Annotated in this window: 14 protein-coding genes; 11 read left to right on the top strand and 3 right to left on the bottom strand. The window is 42.3% G+C overall.

Features of this window, described 5'->3' with window-relative positions:
- Positions 1-107: 107 nt before the first annotated feature.
- Positions 108-1,241: an SGNH/GDSL hydrolase family protein gene (locus MHH89_RS10575; RefSeq protein ID WP_076281580.1), complete on the top strand. Its 1,134-nt coding sequence runs from the start codon at positions 108-110 to the stop codon at positions 1,239-1,241.
- Positions 1,242-1,310: 69 nt separating this feature from the next.
- Here MHH89_RS10575 and MHH89_RS10570 read toward each other — a convergent pair whose 3' ends face one another.
- The 3 genes from MHH89_RS10570 to MHH89_RS10560 all read right to left on the bottom strand — a co-directional run bounded on the left by MHH89_RS10570 (position 1,311) and on the right by MHH89_RS10560 (position 6,528).
- A complete protein-coding gene (locus MHH89_RS10570) occupies positions 1,311-2,996 on the bottom strand; it encodes an ABC transporter substrate-binding protein (protein WP_076190804.1) in 1,686 nt (561 codons plus the stop codon).
- A gap of 105 nt (positions 2,997-3,101) precedes the next feature.
- Positions 3,102-4,712 (bottom strand): response regulator transcription factor, encoded by a 1,611-nt coding sequence (locus tag MHH89_RS10565; RefSeq protein ID WP_076278670.1) that lies wholly within the window; start codon positions 4,710-4,712, stop codon positions 3,102-3,104.
- 4 nt (positions 4,713-4,716) lie between these two features.
- Positions 4,717-6,528, bottom strand: coding sequence for a sensor histidine kinase (locus tag MHH89_RS10560; protein ID WP_076278669.1), 1,812 nt, complete (start codon positions 6,526-6,528; stop codon positions 4,717-4,719).
- A 144-nt stretch (positions 6,529-6,672) separates the two neighbouring features.
- Here MHH89_RS10560 and MHH89_RS10555 point away from each other — a divergent pair, with 144 nt between their 5' ends.
- The 10 genes from MHH89_RS10555 (at position 6,673) to MHH89_RS10510 (ending at position 16,795) form a co-directional block, all read left to right on the top strand.
- Complete coding sequence (locus MHH89_RS10555; RefSeq protein ID WP_036688682.1) at positions 6,673-7,629, top strand: ABC transporter permease; 957 nt, start codon at positions 6,673-6,675, stop codon at positions 7,627-7,629.
- Between the two features lie 15 nt (positions 7,630-7,644).
- Positions 7,645-8,517 (top strand): carbohydrate ABC transporter permease, encoded by an 873-nt coding sequence (locus MHH89_RS10550; RefSeq protein ID WP_036688680.1) that lies wholly within the window; start codon positions 7,645-7,647, stop codon positions 8,515-8,517.
- Positions 8,518-8,835: 318 nt separating this feature from the next.
- Positions 8,836-9,483, top strand: a complete 648-nt coding sequence (locus tag MHH89_RS10545) for a FusB/FusC family EF-G-binding protein (RefSeq protein ID WP_076278668.1) — start codon at positions 8,836-8,838, stop codon at positions 9,481-9,483.
- Between the two features lie 250 nt (positions 9,484-9,733).
- Positions 9,734-11,086 carry a sodium-dependent transporter gene (locus MHH89_RS10540; protein WP_076127152.1) on the top strand — a complete coding sequence of 451 codons (1,353 nt, stop codon included), beginning with the start codon at positions 9,734-9,736 and terminating at the stop codon, positions 11,084-11,086.
- Positions 11,087-11,347: 261 nt separating this feature from the next.
- Complete coding sequence (locus MHH89_RS10535; protein ID WP_052097124.1) at positions 11,348-12,019, top strand: GntR family transcriptional regulator; 672 nt, start codon at positions 11,348-11,350, stop codon at positions 12,017-12,019.
- Positions 12,020-12,040: 21 nt separating this feature from the next.
- Positions 12,041-13,201 (top strand): amidohydrolase, encoded by a 1,161-nt coding sequence (locus MHH89_RS10530; RefSeq protein ID WP_341087068.1) that lies wholly within the window; start codon positions 12,041-12,043, stop codon positions 13,199-13,201.
- Between the two features lie 27 nt (positions 13,202-13,228).
- Positions 13,229-14,272, top strand: a complete 1,044-nt coding sequence (locus tag MHH89_RS10525; RefSeq protein WP_076281583.1) for a methionine ABC transporter ATP-binding protein — start codon at positions 13,229-13,231, stop codon at positions 14,270-14,272.
- Complete coding sequence (locus tag MHH89_RS10520) at positions 14,247-14,906, top strand: methionine ABC transporter permease (RefSeq protein WP_036688669.1); 660 nt, start codon at positions 14,247-14,249, stop codon at positions 14,904-14,906. Before MHH89_RS10525 ends, MHH89_RS10520 begins: the two co-directional genes overlap by 26 nt.
- A 30-nt stretch (positions 14,907-14,936) precedes the next feature.
- A complete protein-coding gene (locus tag MHH89_RS10515; RefSeq protein WP_076281584.1) occupies positions 14,937-15,956 on the top strand; it encodes a uroporphyrinogen decarboxylase family protein in 1,020 nt (339 codons plus the stop codon).
- Positions 15,957-15,967: 11 nt separating this feature from the next.
- On the top strand, positions 15,968-16,795 hold the full coding sequence (locus MHH89_RS10510) for a MetQ/NlpA family ABC transporter substrate-binding protein (protein ID WP_076141012.1): 828 nt from the start codon (positions 15,968-15,970) through the stop codon (positions 16,793-16,795).
- Positions 16,796-16,810 lie beyond the last annotated feature (15 nt).

The raw sequence follows: 16,810 nt of genomic DNA, 5'->3' as shown, positions 1-16,810 counted from the left end.
CAGAGGAAGAGTATATGCTATTTGGAAAAGGATTATAAGATAGTATTGAAGAAGTAGTGAAGTAGAAGTATAGATTAGGATTCTAGCGGTAAATAAGGAGGGATTTTATGAAGCAGAATACAAACTTAAAGGTACATACATTAGCTGATATCGAACATCTGAAAATTCACGGCAGAACAACAGGGTCACTTTCTCCACTAACATTATTTTGGACAGGCAGTGCGCTCGAATTAAATGTTAAAAGTTCTGAGCTATGGCTTGAAGTAGAAGCAGATTATGATGTTTATGAACCCTGGATTAGCATCCTGATCAATTCCGTTCCTGTTAGCAGACAAATGTTAGTAGCAGGCAGGTATTGGATTTGTGTATTTAGAGGCATGAATGATCGTGTTGTCAACAATATTCGTATTGTAAAAGATGTGCAGGCAATGAGTGGAGACCCTGGCTGCTCTTTGCAGATACATGCGGTGAAGATGGATGGAAAATTCCTGCCGGTTGCGGACAAACCCCACAAGATAGAGTTCATAGGTGACAGCATCACATCCGGAGAAGGAAGTATAGGTGCCAAGGCTGAAGAAGATTGGATTCCAATGTGGTTTAGCGCCATCAACAACTATACCAGAATGACAGCAGATGCTTTAAATGCAGAATATAGAGTTATTTCTCAAAGTGGCTGGGGCGTCCTTACTAGCTGGGATAATAATCCGCACGGTAATATCCCTGATTGTTATGAGCAGGTTTGTGGTCTTCTAACTGGAGCAAAAAACGAAGCTTTAGGAGCTTTTCAAGAACATTCTTTTGAAACCTGGCAGCCAGATGTTGTGGTAGTTAATCTAGGAACAAATGATGGGGGCGCTTTTCAATCGCCAGAATGGAAAGATGAGGTAACAGGGGAGAGCCATAAACAACGTTTAAATGAAGACGGGACCTATCATGAGGATGATATACAAGCTTTTGTCGATGCCGCCGAGAAATTTCTGCTGAAGCTTAGAAAAAATAATCAACATGCACATCTCGTATGGGCATATGGGATGCTTGGTATCCCGATGATGCCAGCGATCTACCGGGCGGTCGATGTTTATAGCAAGAAAACAGGGGACAAGCAGGTTTCTGTATTGCAGCTTCCAAATATGACGGATGAGACCATAGGGGCAAGAAGTCATCCGGGATCATTAGCTCATGAACAAGCGGCAAAAGAGTTGACGGGGTATTTGAAAGGGATTCTAGCGAGCGAAAGTTAATGAGGAATTCATAAAAAAACAAGCCGGAGCGAAAGGATCACGCTCTGACTTGTTTTTATTTACTTTAGTCTATTTGGTGGATACAGATTTGAACCATTCGTTAACTTCTTTGGTGATTTGATCACCACCATTTGCTTTCCAGTTGGAAACAAAGGAGTCAAAGGCATCTACAGGAAGCTTACCGTAAATGATTTTGTTGAAGGTTTCCATTTCGGATTGACGAAGCAGATTCCATTTGGATACCATCGTTGGTGTCGCAGCGCCAGTGAAATAGTTCTGTCTACGAATGTCTATTTGTGACATAACAACTTTTGCAGCGGCCCAGTTTTCCGGTTTACGGAACTCAGCCATTTGTTTTTCATAAGGAGTTACAGGGGTTTCACCATCAGCAAGTTTAACCAATGTCTTCATGAACAGATCAGGAATACGAGCCGGTCCAGTTAAGAAAGGAAACTCATTGGAGAAGTCTTTAATCTTCTCTTTATCACTAGTAGGCTTTCCATCAATCATGTCCCAATCGTAGCCTTTAGCAAAGCCGTATTCAAATTCACTACCAGCTGCTGGATTAGCTAGGTTATCAAGCAAGTAGTTGTAGTATAAGAAAATTGCTTCAGGGTGCTTAGCATCTTTGTTAATCATGATACTAGCGTTTACCCCAGAGTTCTGCCATTTGGTACCGATGAGTCCGTCTGGACCTGCTGGAACCGGATAAGCTTTGATCTTCGCTCCAGGTACATTTTTCATAAGATCGGGAGCCGGCCAGTCTGGAACCCAGTTTGCCCCTGGTAGAATACCTGCGGCGCCTTTTGTCCAGCTTTCAGCAGATTTACCTTCATCCCAAAGTGCAGAGTCTGTGTGAATATAACCTTTGTCCATCCACTCACTAAGCTTAGCAAGGGCTTGTTTAGCACCAGGGTTAATGGAACCGTATTCCAGATTGCCTTCGGCATCTTTATTCCATTGTTCCTCAATCGTACCGTAAGCACCGAATAACCAGTCGAGTTGACCCATCCAGGTGTTTGTATTATTTTTCAAAGAAATCGCAAGTGGGAAAACATCTTTAGGTGCTAGACCGTCAGGGTTTTCGTTCTTAAATTTGTCCATGATATTCTCAAGATCGGCGATTGTTTTTGGAGCCTGAAGGTTCAGCTTTTCCATCCAATCTTCACGTAACCAGAGAAGAGTATCGTCATTATCAGTATATTCAAGGATCGGCATATTGTATTTCTTACCGTCTTTTGTGAATGGATACCAAAGTTCTGGGTGTGCTGCAGCATGATCTTTTAGAATTTTATTAGCATATTTGTCGAACAACTCATCGATAGCAATGAACTGACCGGAATCAATCAGTTGATTGGTCAATACTGCATTGGTTGGTACAGAAACGAAGTCAGGCAGCTTTTCGCCAGAAGCAATGGCAAGCTGAAGCTTTTGTCTGTATTGATCGTCATTGGCAGGATACCAAGTATCTTTATGCTTCATGCCCAGTGTTTCCAGCATCCAGCGATCGTGAACATTGTTTTCTTTGGTATCACCTTGAACATATTTCTTCGGCATCAATACCGAACTGAACTCGATGGGTGGATCGTATTTACCTTTTTCAAAAGCAGCATCTGCTTCAGATAAACTAGTCTCAGACGATGTGGTATTGTTTTGTTTGGCGTTTTCATTATTTCCGCCGCCACTGCCACAGGCTGTGAGTGTGATAAGTGCTGTGACCGTTAACAACGACCACATTTTTTTGAACTTGATCATTCTTTAATTCCCCCTACTGTGTATGATCTTTACAAGTGTAACTTTAACAACTAGTCGGGGATGGCATCTATATGAGATTTTTAGTTTCGATAGGACTCTATCATGCTATTTATTATTGTCTCGATATTCCTGCGGCGTTACTCCGAACTGTCGTTTGAACACTTTTATAAAATAAGCAGGGTCCATATAGCCAATCTCCATGCTGATTTCATAGACTTTTTTAGAGGTAGTCTTCAGCTTATGGCAGGCGCGATCCATGCGCAGGCGCGAGATATAATCGCTTATTCCTTCACCCGTTTCAATCTTATAAATTTTTGATAAATGAGTCGGATGGAGATTTACATGGTCAGCCAGAACCCGTAATGAAACATCTAAATGCAGGTTTTTGTCTGTGAAATCTTGAATCTTTTTCACATATTCAGACCTGATGTCTTTAATTTCGTTAGACGTTCCTTCTTTCAATTTGCTCAGAATGCTGAGGGACCATTTTCTAAGTTTACCGATGGTCGAGAACGCTTCACCGCTTTGCAACCAACCGAGATCGTCTCCCGCTAAGTTAGCTAGAGTATGCCCATTTCGGTGTGCGAGATTCGTGAAGGATGCAGTGATTAAAAAACCGGCCTCCATGCAATGCTCCCACGATTCAGACCATTTCTCATCCAGCTCCGCGCAGACAGCGAGTAGTTTCTCTTCCGCAGCATCCCAATGCCCACTTTCAAGCAGGTGAATTAGTGTCGGCGGGGTGTAAAGGGCATCCAAAGGTCCTTGGGTAGTGGAAGGTTCAAATTCGCTGACCCGCATTACGAATTCGCGCTCGTCTCCCACGATCTGCCGGAAATAAGCTGTGGCCTGACGGAAACGGCTCGACACCTTCTCGGGAAACTGGAACCACTCGGTGATTACTATGGACAGGGAACCTTTCAGAAATTGCTTAACCTTATACTGAAGCTGTAAAGAAAGCTTTTCTAGGATGGTTTCTTTGCCGATGTCGGATCCTTTCTCTTTAAGCTGAAGCAGAAACACAAGATATCCATGTTCCTCTTTAACGCCCCAGACCTGCATAAACTCACCCATAATCTCTTCAGCCATATTGATGATGGCATATTCAATTAAGGTTTGATCATTATTGTTATAATGGCTAAATTCTTCTTCCATGCGTACAAGCATCAAAGCGCAATCGCCAGAATGGAAGGGCAAATCATAAGTTACGAGCTTCCGTTCCCATTCGCCAGCTTGAAATTGATGACCTTGCAAGGCATCAAGCAGCAGTTGACCACGTAAAAGCGGCAGATTCTCACGAAGGGTAAACTGGGTTCGTTTAAGCGAACTGATAAGTTCCCATTCTGTGTTCAATTGCTCGATGGCAGTTTTGACTGCACCGATAATTTCATCATCGGTAGGTGGCTTAAGCAAGTAATCGACGGCATTATGCTGAAGTGCTTTTTTGGCGAAATCGAACTCCGAATGGCCTGATAAAATAATACATTTGATCTTTTTATCACGTTTTCTTATCCGCTCTATTAATTCAATTCCCGTCATTTCGGGCATTTGGATATCCGAGATCACAATATCAATAGGGTTTGTATCGATAATTTGTAGCGCTTCACGTGCTGAATACGCTTTATGCACCTGTTCAATGCCTAGCGTATGCCAGGGTTTAGTCATGGCAAGATTATCTACCCAGTGTGCTTCATCGTCTACTATAATCATTTGCATGTTGTTATTCTCCTTGATGATTCTTAAATTTAGAATATTCATCCTCCGTAGGGATTTCCCAGATAATCTCTGTTCGGAAACCTCCAAGAGGGGATGGTTTAAAGGTTAGGCAGGATTGATTACCGAACAGGTGCATGATCCGCTGATTCGTATTCCAGAGCCCGCAGCCCATTTCTTCCTGCAATGGCTCCTGCATTTTACGATTCAAAGCTTCCAGCTGCTCCGGATTCAAGCCAGGTCCGTCGTCATCAATGTAGATCTTGCAGAAGCCGTTCGAAATCTCACCACTAATGCTGATCTCACCCGAAGAATACGATTTTGCCACTCCGTGAATGACTGAATTTTCCACAATAGGTTGTAGCATTAGACGTGGCACAGACTGGCTTAACATGTTCTCAGGGATTTCGATATGATAATCAATTCTGGCATTGCGCAGCTTTTGAATATCCAAATAGTTGACGAGCAGCTTGATTTCATCATCCAGTGACGCAGTTTCCCGTTCCATTCGGGTAGTATAACGGTAGTAAGCACTTAAATTATAAGCCATGGAGACGACAGCGTCCTCATCCTTCATTTGGGCCATATTGATAATATAACCAAGGCAGTTATAGAGAAAATGCGGATTGATTTGCGCCTGCAGTTGCTTAAGTGTAGCTTCGCGGGCACGGATTTTCTCATTGAACACATTCTCTATCAGGTCTTGAATTTGATGTGACATATCATTAAAGCGATGGAATAGAAACGAAAACTCGTTCCGGCCTTCATTATGAAGACGTACAGAATAATCTCCACGCTGCACGCGCCGTAAGCCTTTAATTAGCTTTTTGATAGGATATTGAACATTTCTATATAGTAATATGGAAGCGGAAATTCCCATAACAAACAGCAAAATCATCGAGATATAGAACAAATCCTGACTGAGCGAAATGGGTTTTAGGATTTGATATAGAGGGACAACATCTATTAAATTCCAATCCAAATAGGAGGACTTCACAGAGCTGACCAGGTAGTTCTTGCCATTGAGTTTGACTACATCCTGGGTAGTATTCTCAGGTGAGTGTTTATCCAGGTAACGAATGAGTTCTTCAGATAGCTGCTTGTCCGCACTGCGATTCAGAATTGGCGAGTTCCCTTTATGATAGAGAAAAGGATCACCTTGTCCACCTTCCTTGTACGTATCCAGCATGTTCTGAATATTCTCATAACTGAAGCTGGCCTCAATCACCAAGTTGCTTCCCGTCAACATCCCCGGCTGAGCTAAGGAATCTGTATAGAACCAGTAGAAGGATTTTAACTCGTCTTTAGATTCCAAGCTGTGATCGCCATACGTCCATTTTCCACTCATATTTCTTTTTAAGTAATCCTCATCATACCCAAATGCTCGATTGTAGTTGGAGATGACATCTTTATTTTGCTGTGAATGTACGGCATATCTGGCAGGCCAAATATCTGCAACCCCAGATTGAAGCACCATCTTTTCCTGAATGACATACCGGGTCTGCATCTGATCATATCGATCAGCCCAAATGTTTAATCCGTTGAAGGCTCTGACATTGGGATCTCTAGAAAGGATAAGGGTGAAGTCCATCATCTGATTAATACGCGAATCAATTTGACTGGACAGAAAAGTGAGCTGCTTCGTATTGGACACCTGCAGCTCTTTGCTTACAACATCGTATGTGACGTTATTTGAAAAGGTATACATGATAATGATGGGGATGAACAAGAGTATGATCAGGCAGTTTATTTTGGCAAACAAACTAAACCGGGATTGTGTTAATTCTCTCAGGGATGTAAAGCGCTTCCAAATATTCATAAATGTACCCTCCAGATGATGTCCTAATAAAACCATATCAAGCCTAACAATGTTATATAGTCAAACCTGAGAAACGCCTGATACTATTTATAGCAGAGATCCCCATCACACACAAAATATTTTTTTTGGGAACAGGAGAGAGCTATGGAGGCTAATTCAATACAGCAGGTAGGCCTGGAAAATAAACCAAGTATAAAAAGAAAAAGAAAAAAAGGCTATAAACAACCATGGGTGCTCCACTTCATGGTATTACCGGCGGCAATTATGGTTTTTATTTTTTCTTATATCCCCATGTCAGGAATACTCATGGCATTTCAGGATTATAAGCCTGCATTAGGATTTTTTGATTCCGAATGGGTCGGACTTAAGCATTTTAGGTACATGTGGGAGAACGATTATTTCCTGCAAATTACCTGGAACACACTGTTTTTTGCTTGCTCCAAAATTGTTTTGAACCTGATTATTCCTTTTATATTCGCCTTGTTGCTTAATGAGGTAAGGAATATGGGCCTTAAAAGATCGATTCAAACACTCGTCTATCTACCGCATTTCTTGTCATGGGTTACCCTTTCAGGAATTCTGATCGATATCCTAGCTCAAACAGGGATTGTGAATCAGTTTATTTCGTCCGTTTTCGGCATAAAACCGATCTTTTTTCTAGGGGACGGCAACTGGTTCCGATTTACCATCATAGCCAGTGATGTTTGGAAAGAATTTGGTTTCAACACGATCATTTTCCTAGCTGCGCTATCCGGCATTAATCCATCACTTTATGAAGCTGCTGAAGTGGATGGGGCAGGTCGCTGGAAGCAAACGATGTATATTACCATACCAGCACTTATTCCAATTGCTATTGTAATTGCGACCTTGGCACTGGGCAATGTATTGAACGCCAACTTTGACCAGGTATTTAACCTATATAGTCCTTTGATCTATCAACAAGGGGATATCATTGATACCTTTGTGTATAGAGAAGGTCTTCTCAGCGGACAATTCAGCTTTGCGACCGCAGTTAATCTTTTTAAATCAGCAATTAGTTTAATTCTAATCGTTATTTCATACCGACTTGCCTATAGATTTGCAGGGTACAGAATTTTCTAGAAAGGATGACAACAAATGTACCATAAAACCCTTCCATATCGAATATTTAGCATATTCAATAATGTGCTCCTAACTATCCTTTCGGTGCTCTGCTTGCTGCCATTGTATCACTTACTCATGGTATCTCTTAGTGCGTCCGCCCCAGCCAATGCTGGGTTGGTCACCTTTTGGCCAATTGGCTTCACTTTGGAGGCCTATGCAAAAACTTTTAACAATACTAATTTTCTTACATCCCTGTGGGTGTCGGTAGAGCGGACAATACTAGGAACAGCACTTGCACTGGTAGTAAATACGGTTGCAGCCTATGCTCTTTCTAAGGAAACTAGAGTTTTCCGGGCGCGTAATATCTATCTTTGGTATTTTGTCGTAACCATGTTGTTCAGTGGGGGTCTGATTCCGGGATATATCCTGATTCTAAAGCTCGGGCTGATGAATTCTTTGATGGCACTTATCTTACCTGGATTGGTAGCCGTATTTAACATCATTTTGCTGCTGAACTTCTTCCGTGGTGTACCTAAGGACCTTGAGGAAGCAGCCTTTATTGATGGAGCAGGACATTTTAAGACCTTTTTGAAAATATATTTACCAGTCTCCTTACCAGTCATTGCAACAGTTTCCCTATTCATGATGGTGGGCCATTGGAACTCTTACTTTGACGGTATAATCTATATCAGAGATTCGGATAAGCTGCCGCTGGCGACGTTTATGCAGACCATTATCGTTCAGGCAGATATGTCCAAGCTTGATCCGTCAGCTGTAGCTAACTTGTCTCAACGGACTATACGGGCTTCACAGATTTTCATAAGTGCGCTACCGATATTGTTAGTTTATCCATTCCTGCAACGTTATTTTGTGACAGGGATCGTAGTCGGCGCTGTAAAAGAATAGTCAAAAAAGAGGGAGTTACTGGACTAGTCCATGTAGCTCCCTTTTTTTTGTAGGTATGGCATGCAAATAAGCATTCCCAGATGAATTGCGCCTTCTAAAATACGGTGCTATACTTTTGGCATGAAATATGCTCGGAGGTGGTACAGTGCTAATGTTGAAATGCCCATTAGCTAGAAGTTCCTCACGCAAAGCCTAATATAGGGCGATACTTTGCGTGAGGTGCGATGGATGGATATATCGCCCAACTTAATTTTATCGTTTCTATAAATGGGCTTTGCACCTTATGAACTTTTAATATAAATAAGGGGCTGAAAAGCGATGTGTACACCATTTATTAGAAACCATCAATATAACTTAATTAAGAAACAAACGAAATTTGTTCTGCATACCCTGCGAACCGTTGCGGATCGTAGAGTCTTGGAGACTGTAAGATATAGTGCTGCTACGAACATTATTGAGGCATTTCCTTCTCTTACGGAGAATCACAAGCAGATGCTGCAACAAATATCGACCTTCGAAACTGCAGAAGATTTCCAGAGATATCTTAGTGAATTAGAACCATACCTAGAGTCATATCCGACGATTACGCTGAAGCAGATTCAGAAGCTATTCCCTAAGAATAAGAAACTGAAAGTACCTGATCTACAACTCATCGACTATCGCAACATAACGTATTTGAGTTGGATAGATATTGCCAGTAATAAATTATTCATTATCTATCCGTACGAAGGACAGTTCATTGGTATTGAGGGTAGAATCACACCAACGCACAAAAAAGGGTACTGCATGTTCTGCAATCGGCATCAAGAGCTTGCATTCTTTTATGTTAAGACCAAGAATGTGAACGTTTCGCCGGATAATATTTCTGCTGTGGGTCAATACGTATGTCTGGATAATCTGGAATGTAATCGGAGCATAACCGATACAGCTAAGCTTGAGAGGTTCATTCTCTCTGTCCGCAAATAATGTTTAGAAAAGGCTCCCTTAGTGGGAGTCTTTTTCGTTAAAAATATTGTCAGGATATAGACAATTCGTTTCATTGAAGCAATGGGGCACGACATTAGTGGATATAATGAGATTCAAGGGCCGAATGAATAATATAAGCGTTTACAAACAGAGAATTCGAGTGGTTATAAAAATAGTCAGAAAATTTCCATATGACGTGCTTTGTTACTTAAGCTATAATGAGGTCTAAAAAAGAAAACGGGGCGTTATAATGAATCAAATGAAGGGTAACAAAAATCTTCTCTCGGAGAAGGAGGAACGCTTCTCTTCCGCGGGCTTTATTTTTGCCGCCATCGGCAGCTCGGTTGGGCTAGGGAATATGTGGAAGTTTCCTTATATTACAGGAGAAAATGGGGGGGCAGCTTTTTTCCTGCTTTTCATCGTCTGTTTAGTGCTGATAGGGTTACCGGTGCTGTTGGCAGAACTGGCTATCGGACGCAGCGGGCGTGGTAGCGCGGCGACCTCTTTTATGCGGGCTGGAGGCGGGAAAAGTTGGTTTGCAGCTGGAATGTTGCAGGTACTTGCGCCGTTTCTAATTCTCTCTTTTTATATTATTGTTGCTGGCTGGACGCTGAACTATTCGATGATTGCTTTTAATGGACAACTATTCAGCACTACTGATTATGCAGGCGAATTCAATTCGTTTGTCTCCGGATATATGCCAATCGTTTGGCAGGGGATAGCCATTCTGATTACGGCGGGTGTAGTCATCCTTGGCGTATCAGGCGGGATTGAGAAATTTAACAAAGTATTAATTCCTGGTATGGTCGTACTCCTTGTAGTGTTAATGATTCGCGCAGTAACCTTACCGGGTGCATCCGCAGGGGTATCTTTTTTCCTAAAACCGGACTTTTCAGTGTTGACAGCGGAATCTGCGCTAGTTGCATTGGGACATGCCTTCTTTTCATTATCGCTCGGGATGGGGATTCTCCTGACTTACGGATCTTATGTTGATAAAAAACAATCGCTGGGTACCGCTGCAATCGCAATCGGTGCAGGAGATTTGTTATACGCGTTTATCGCAGGCTTGATTATTTTTCCGACGACGTTCTCATTTGGTATTGCTCCTGATCAGGGGCCTTCGCTGATTTTTATCGCTTTGCCAGCCGCTTTCTCGGCTATGCCTTTTGGTGCGCTTTTCGGCGGTTTGTTCTTTATCTTGCTGGCGATTGCTGCTCTAACCTCAGCTGTATCGCTGCTTGAAGTGCCTGTATCCTTCACAATGGAGCGCTGGAATTGGAGCCGGAAACGTTCGGTTTGGATTTTGACGCTGATCTGTTTCCTTCTTAGTATTCCTTTAGCGATGTCACTGGGGATGTTCCCGGAGCTAACGATTGGTGGCAAATCTCTATTTGATGGGCTGGATTTTATCACCTCTAACATTATGCTGCCGCTTGGAGGTCTGCTGATTACCATCTTCGCCGGTTATTTCTGGAAAGGTGCAGCGGAAGCCGCTGGACTACAGGCGCGCTGGTTCCGTGTTTGGCTGTTTATGCTCCGTTATGTGGCGCCGATCCTAGTGTTCCTAGTGCTGCTCCATACCTCGGGGATTATTTCCTTCTAATTCTGAAATTTATTTATCCAAAAATAGCTCTACAACCCCTGAGGGTTGTAGGGTTTTTTTGTGTTGAAAAGAGGGGATTAAATTGATTTTTAATTCCTACTTGACTAGGTGGAATAATTGGAATATAGTATAAAAAAGCTTGAACGGTATGGAAGGGAATGTAACTAACCAATCCATTCTTAACTAATAATTGTATACAATTATACAAATATATTATTGGGATTCGGACCCCACAGATTATCGATGAGGAGCAGTATAGAAATGGCGATACGATCACGAAGGTTATCAAAGGATAATACCTACTACGAATTAAAACAAAAAATTATTGATAGCGAGTTTGAACCGAATCAACCTGTAAATGAAGAAAATTTGGCGGCCTTGCTCGGGGTCAGCCGCACACCTCTTAGAGAGGCGATACAGAGACTGGAGAACGAGGATTTTCTGGTTCGACAGCCAAATGGAAGACTGCGGGTAGCTTCAGTAACCCTTAAAGAGGTTGAAGAAATATTTCTTATTCGCAGCATGCTTGAAGGCTATATTGCAAGAAGTGCAGCTAAGCATGCCACAGAGAAAGATATTGTGAATTTAACGACGATGATTACAAAAATGAAACACTCGTTCCAGCTTGGTGATAATCAGAATTTTGTTACATATGGATTTGAGTTCCATGATTATTTATCAGAAATCAGCGAACTAAAAACCTTCGAGAAGGTTCTGAATCAATTAAGAGATCATTCGCTTCGTTATTGTCGATTCGTCTCTATGCATGGGGATTGGAACACACAAGCGGATGAAGAACATGATCTTATTTTACAAATGATCGCTGCTAAAAATGAAGATGGTGCTGAAAAAGCCATGCAAGATCATATTTTAAGCAGTCTATCGACTGCGCTTGATCGCATCAAAGGGATTGAAGAAAAGCTGGAAGCATAACGAAAGGGGAGTACGTCACCTATGAAACCACTAAATGAGGTTGAGCAAGCTTTAGCTAATCAATTAATAGAGGTTCGCAGAAACCTGCATCGTGAGCCTGAATTAGCGTATGAAGAGTTTAAAACCACAACAAAATTACGGGAATGGCTGACCCAAGCCAATATTCACATCCTTGACTTACCTTTACAAACCGGACTCATCGCAGAGATCGGGCAGGGTCAGGGACCCATAGTGGCCATTCGTTGTGATATTGATGCACTTCCCATAGAGGAACAAACTGAATTGTCCTTTGCCTCAGAGATCCCAGGAAAGATGCATGCCTGTGGTCACGATTTTCACACGGCTACTATTTTAGGTGCTGCATTATTATTAAAGGCTCGTGAAAATGAACTACCTGGAAAGGTTAGAGTATTGTTTCAACCCGCGGAAGAAACAGGGCATGGGGCGGAAAGCGTCTTAGCCTCGGGAGGACTCCAGGATGTGGCGGCTATATTTGGTCTCCATAATTCACCTGACTTGCCTACGGGAGCTTTTGGAACAAGAACAGGAGCTTTAACAGCCGGTGTTGACCGGTTTGAAATTACAATAAAAGGTGTCGGCGCTCATGCTGCTTATCCTGAAAAAGGTGTGGATACGATTGTAACTGCGGCTCAGATCATTACCGCACTACAAACCATCGTAAGTCGCCAAAACAGCACCACGGAACCAGTAGTGTTAAGTATTACCCGAATTAATGGAGGCTTCACATGGAATGTATTGCCGGAAAAAGTCGAATTAGAAGGTACAGTAAGAACTTACAATGAAGAGATTCGCCGCAATATTCCAATACAAATGACTCGTCTTATCGAAGGGATTGCTGCGGGAGCTGGGGCAGAGGCCCAGTTACACTGGTATCCAGGTCCACCCGCAACGATAAATCATGGGGAATGGGCGGACTTTACCAAAGAGATCGCCTCAGATTTCGGCTATGAAGTACATGATATTCCTCCACAGATGGGTGGAGAAGATTTCTCTTTTTATTTACAACAGATACCGGGTGCTTTTGTGAATATAGGATCGGGTCCAGCCTATCCCTTACATCACCCTCGTTTCGATGTTGATGAAGCTGCGATATTGCCAGCTGCTAAGTACTTCGCTTTATTGGCAGAACAAGCGCTGGTGAAGCTGCAAGAGGAAGCTTAATCCTAAAGATGATTGAGGGGAATGGAAATGATTGAATTAAAGAATGTTTACAAATCGTTCACTCGGAAAGGGACCACTATTGATGCTCTTAAAGGAATCGATTTAAAGGTCGAAAAAGGCGATATATTCGGGGTTATCGGCTATAGCGGTGCTGGGAAAAGTACATTAATTCGTTTAGTCAATTATTTGGAAAGACCCACCAAAGGACAAGTTATGGTCGCTGGACGTGATTTGGGAACATACAACGATAAAGAGTTGCGTACCGCTAAGAAAAATATCGGAATGATTTTTCAACATTTTAATCTATTAGAGTCTAAAAAAGTATTTGATAATGTGGCGATCCCTCTAGTTCTCCTAAAAAAGAATAAAAATGAAATCCGCCAGCGGGTAACGGAGCTGCTAGAGTTTGTTGGATTAAGTGACAAAGCGGGGAGTTACCCGAGTGAGCTATCAGGTGGTCAGAAGCAACGTGTCGGGATTGCCAGAGCGCTTGCCTCGAATCCGTCTATCCTTTTATGTGACGAAGCGACCTCTGCCTTAGATCCACAGACCACACATTCTATCTTACAGCTATTAAAAAAAATCAATGCTGAATACAACATTACCGTGATGATCATTACACATGAAATGTCCGTGATTCAAGAAATTTGTAACAAGGTAGCGGTCATGGAAGAAGGCCGGATTATTGAGCAAGGAAGTGTTCTGGATGTATTCGGAAGTCCAAAACATCTGACCACGCAAAATTTCGTGAAGACGGTTATTCAAAATAGCATGACCTCAAGCGTGCGGAAATCTATCAAAACAGAACCCGGAAGTCAGCTGTACAAGCTTAATTATGTGGGAGCAAGTGCCTCTGAGCCTATCCTGTTTGAAATGATTCGCTCCTGCGATATAAAGGTCAATATTTTATTTGCGAATACGACGGAGATTCAAGAAACAACACTGGGAACAGTGATCATTCAATTCGATGGTGAGGCAGCAGAGATTAACAATGCATTATCTTTCTTAACAAGAAATGGAGTCGGTGTAGAGGAGGTAGAATCTAATGTTTTCGACCACAGTAACAGGTGATCAATTTCTGCAGGCGATTATAGAAACAATTCAAATGGTAGGGTTCTCCTTGTTTGTTGGTTCCCTGATTGGGATCCCATTTGGGATATTGCTTGTCATCACTCGTCCGGGTGGGGTTTTGGAGAACAAAGCGCTTTACGCCGTACTAAATCCAATTATCAACATCATTCGCTCATTGCCTTTTATTATTTTACTGGTTGCGATTGTGCCTTTCACACGATTGATTGTTCATACTTCAATTGGGACAAGCGCAGCGATCGTACCCTTGATTATCTATATCGCACCTTATATCGGGCGGTTGGTAGAGAACTCACTGCTTGAAGTGAATCCGGGAATCCTTGAAGCCGCTGAGGCGATGGGAGCCACTCCTTTTCAAGTCATTTGGTACTTTTTATTGCCAGAGGCGGTTGGATCCTTAATCCTGTCTCTTACTACAGCGACGATTGGTTTGATAGGTGCAACTGCAATGGCTGGAACGGTAGGGGGAGGCGGCGTGGGAGACTTGGCGATTGTATATGGATACCAACGCTTTGACACTGTTGTCGTAGTAGCCACCGTGATTATCCTCATTATTTTAGTGCAAGGTATTCAGTCTTTAGGCAACACGCTAGCAAGAAAAATTCGCCGTTACTAGTTACTACATATTCTGGGAGGGACTCGACAGATGAGTGAATGGAGTAAGCAAGATCGTTTTAAAGCATTATTATCTGGAGAACGGGCGGATCGTCCAATCGGAAGTGGTTGGCGCCATTTTATCGACAAAGAACAAACTGCAGATGATTTAGCAGAAACTACGATTTCTTTTACGAAAAAATATGATTGGGATTGGGTCAAGATTAATCCAAGAGCGACTTATCTGGCGGAAGCTTGGGGGAATCAATACGATTTTACGGATTATCAGACCGTATTTCCGAGACAGCAAACGACGGCTATTCCAACAGCGGCTAGTCTGTGGGATATCGACGTCAAAAAGGCAGTCCAGTCAGCCCCTTTGGCAGAGCATTTAGATGCGGTTAGAAGAATTCGTCAAGGGTTACCAGACACCCCGCTAATCCAAACGGTATTTTCACCATTAACAGTATTGCTATTTATTGTAGGGCGTTCTGCTTACGTTACTAAAACGGTGTTTGGTATTGAGCACCCGGTAACTTTGGAATCCTTGTTTAAAGAACATCGAGCGGCAGCACATCATGCGCTACATGCGATTTCCTTAACCTTAGCCGATTATGTACAAGAGTTACAGCAAGCGGGTTCTGACGGTTTGTTCTACGCAGTGACGGGCACAGCTCACCCAGGATTATTTGATGAAGCTATGTTTGACGAACTGTCCAGACCTTATGATTCTATTGTGTTAGAAGCAGCAAGCTATGGTAAAAACATTCTTCATACTTGTGGAGCCTACGCCCAGCCTGAGAAGTTTAACGATTATCGGATTGACGGGATCAGTTGGGATACGGTAGCCGAGGGGAATCCAGGGTTAGAGGCAAATCTCAAAGCTACTAAAGTGGGTGGAGTCGATCATGGGTTGTTTGCGGTAAACGATATTGCCCAAATCAAGCAGCAGGCTGAAGATGCATTAAAGTTAATGAAAGACCAGCCGTTTATTCTATCTCCAAATTGCGCAATCCCACTCAATGTGACGGATGAGGCGTTGGCACAATTTAAAAAATCTATATTGGAATAGGGGAAGTAAGTATGAAAAAGTTAATGTTAGTGATGATGATAGGTGTTCTTGCAGTGTTGACGGCTTGTGGCAATAAAGAGGCGGGGGATTCTGGAGATAAGAAAAAACTTACCGTTGGATTTGGTGTCGGAACCTATGAGGAACAATTCCGCCAATCGATTCTACCGATTCTAGAGAAACAAGGGTATTCCGTTGACATTAAAACCTTCTCGCAAAACATGCAGGTCAATCCAGCAATGAAGGAAGGCTCCATTGACGCAAGCATATTCCAAAGTACAGCTTATATGGAGGCCATTAACGAAGAAATCAATGCAGATATGGTCGGAATTGCTTATGTTCCAGGTGCTCCACAAGGTCTTTATTCTGTAAATCATACCACGCTAGACGATGTTAAAGACGGTACAACCGTAGCTGTTCCGAACGATCCGGTAAACCAAGAGCGTGCACTGCGTATTCTGGAAGAATTGGGTTGGGTCAAAATTAAAGAAGGGGCAGGCGTAGCGGATTTTAATATTAATAGTATGGAACCGGATAAATATAATATTGATATTAAAATATTGGACCCCGCTCAAATCCTTGTCTCCCTTCAAGATGTTGATTATGGCGTTGTAAATGGTAATTATATTGCTAATTCGGACAGAAAGATTACGGATGCTTTGAAAATAGAAAACACACCTATGGAACACAGAATTATCGTATCGGTTAATAAAAAGGATGAAAATTCTCAGTGGGCTAAAGATTTGAAAGCTGCTTATGAATCCAAAGAGTTTGAAGAATATATTCTTGGATTAGAAAAATATGATGGTTTCATTTTACCTGAAGCTTGGGACAACAATTAATTAAGGAAGTGAACG

The organism is Paenibacillus sp. FSL H7-0323 (assembly GCF_038002725.1).
GTDB classification, from domain to species: Bacteria; Bacillota; Bacilli; order Paenibacillales; family Paenibacillaceae; genus Paenibacillus_AQ; species Paenibacillus_AQ odorifer.
The sequence above is the reverse complement of the archived record's forward strand: the minus strand, read 5'-3'. Positions and strand labels throughout refer to the sequence as shown.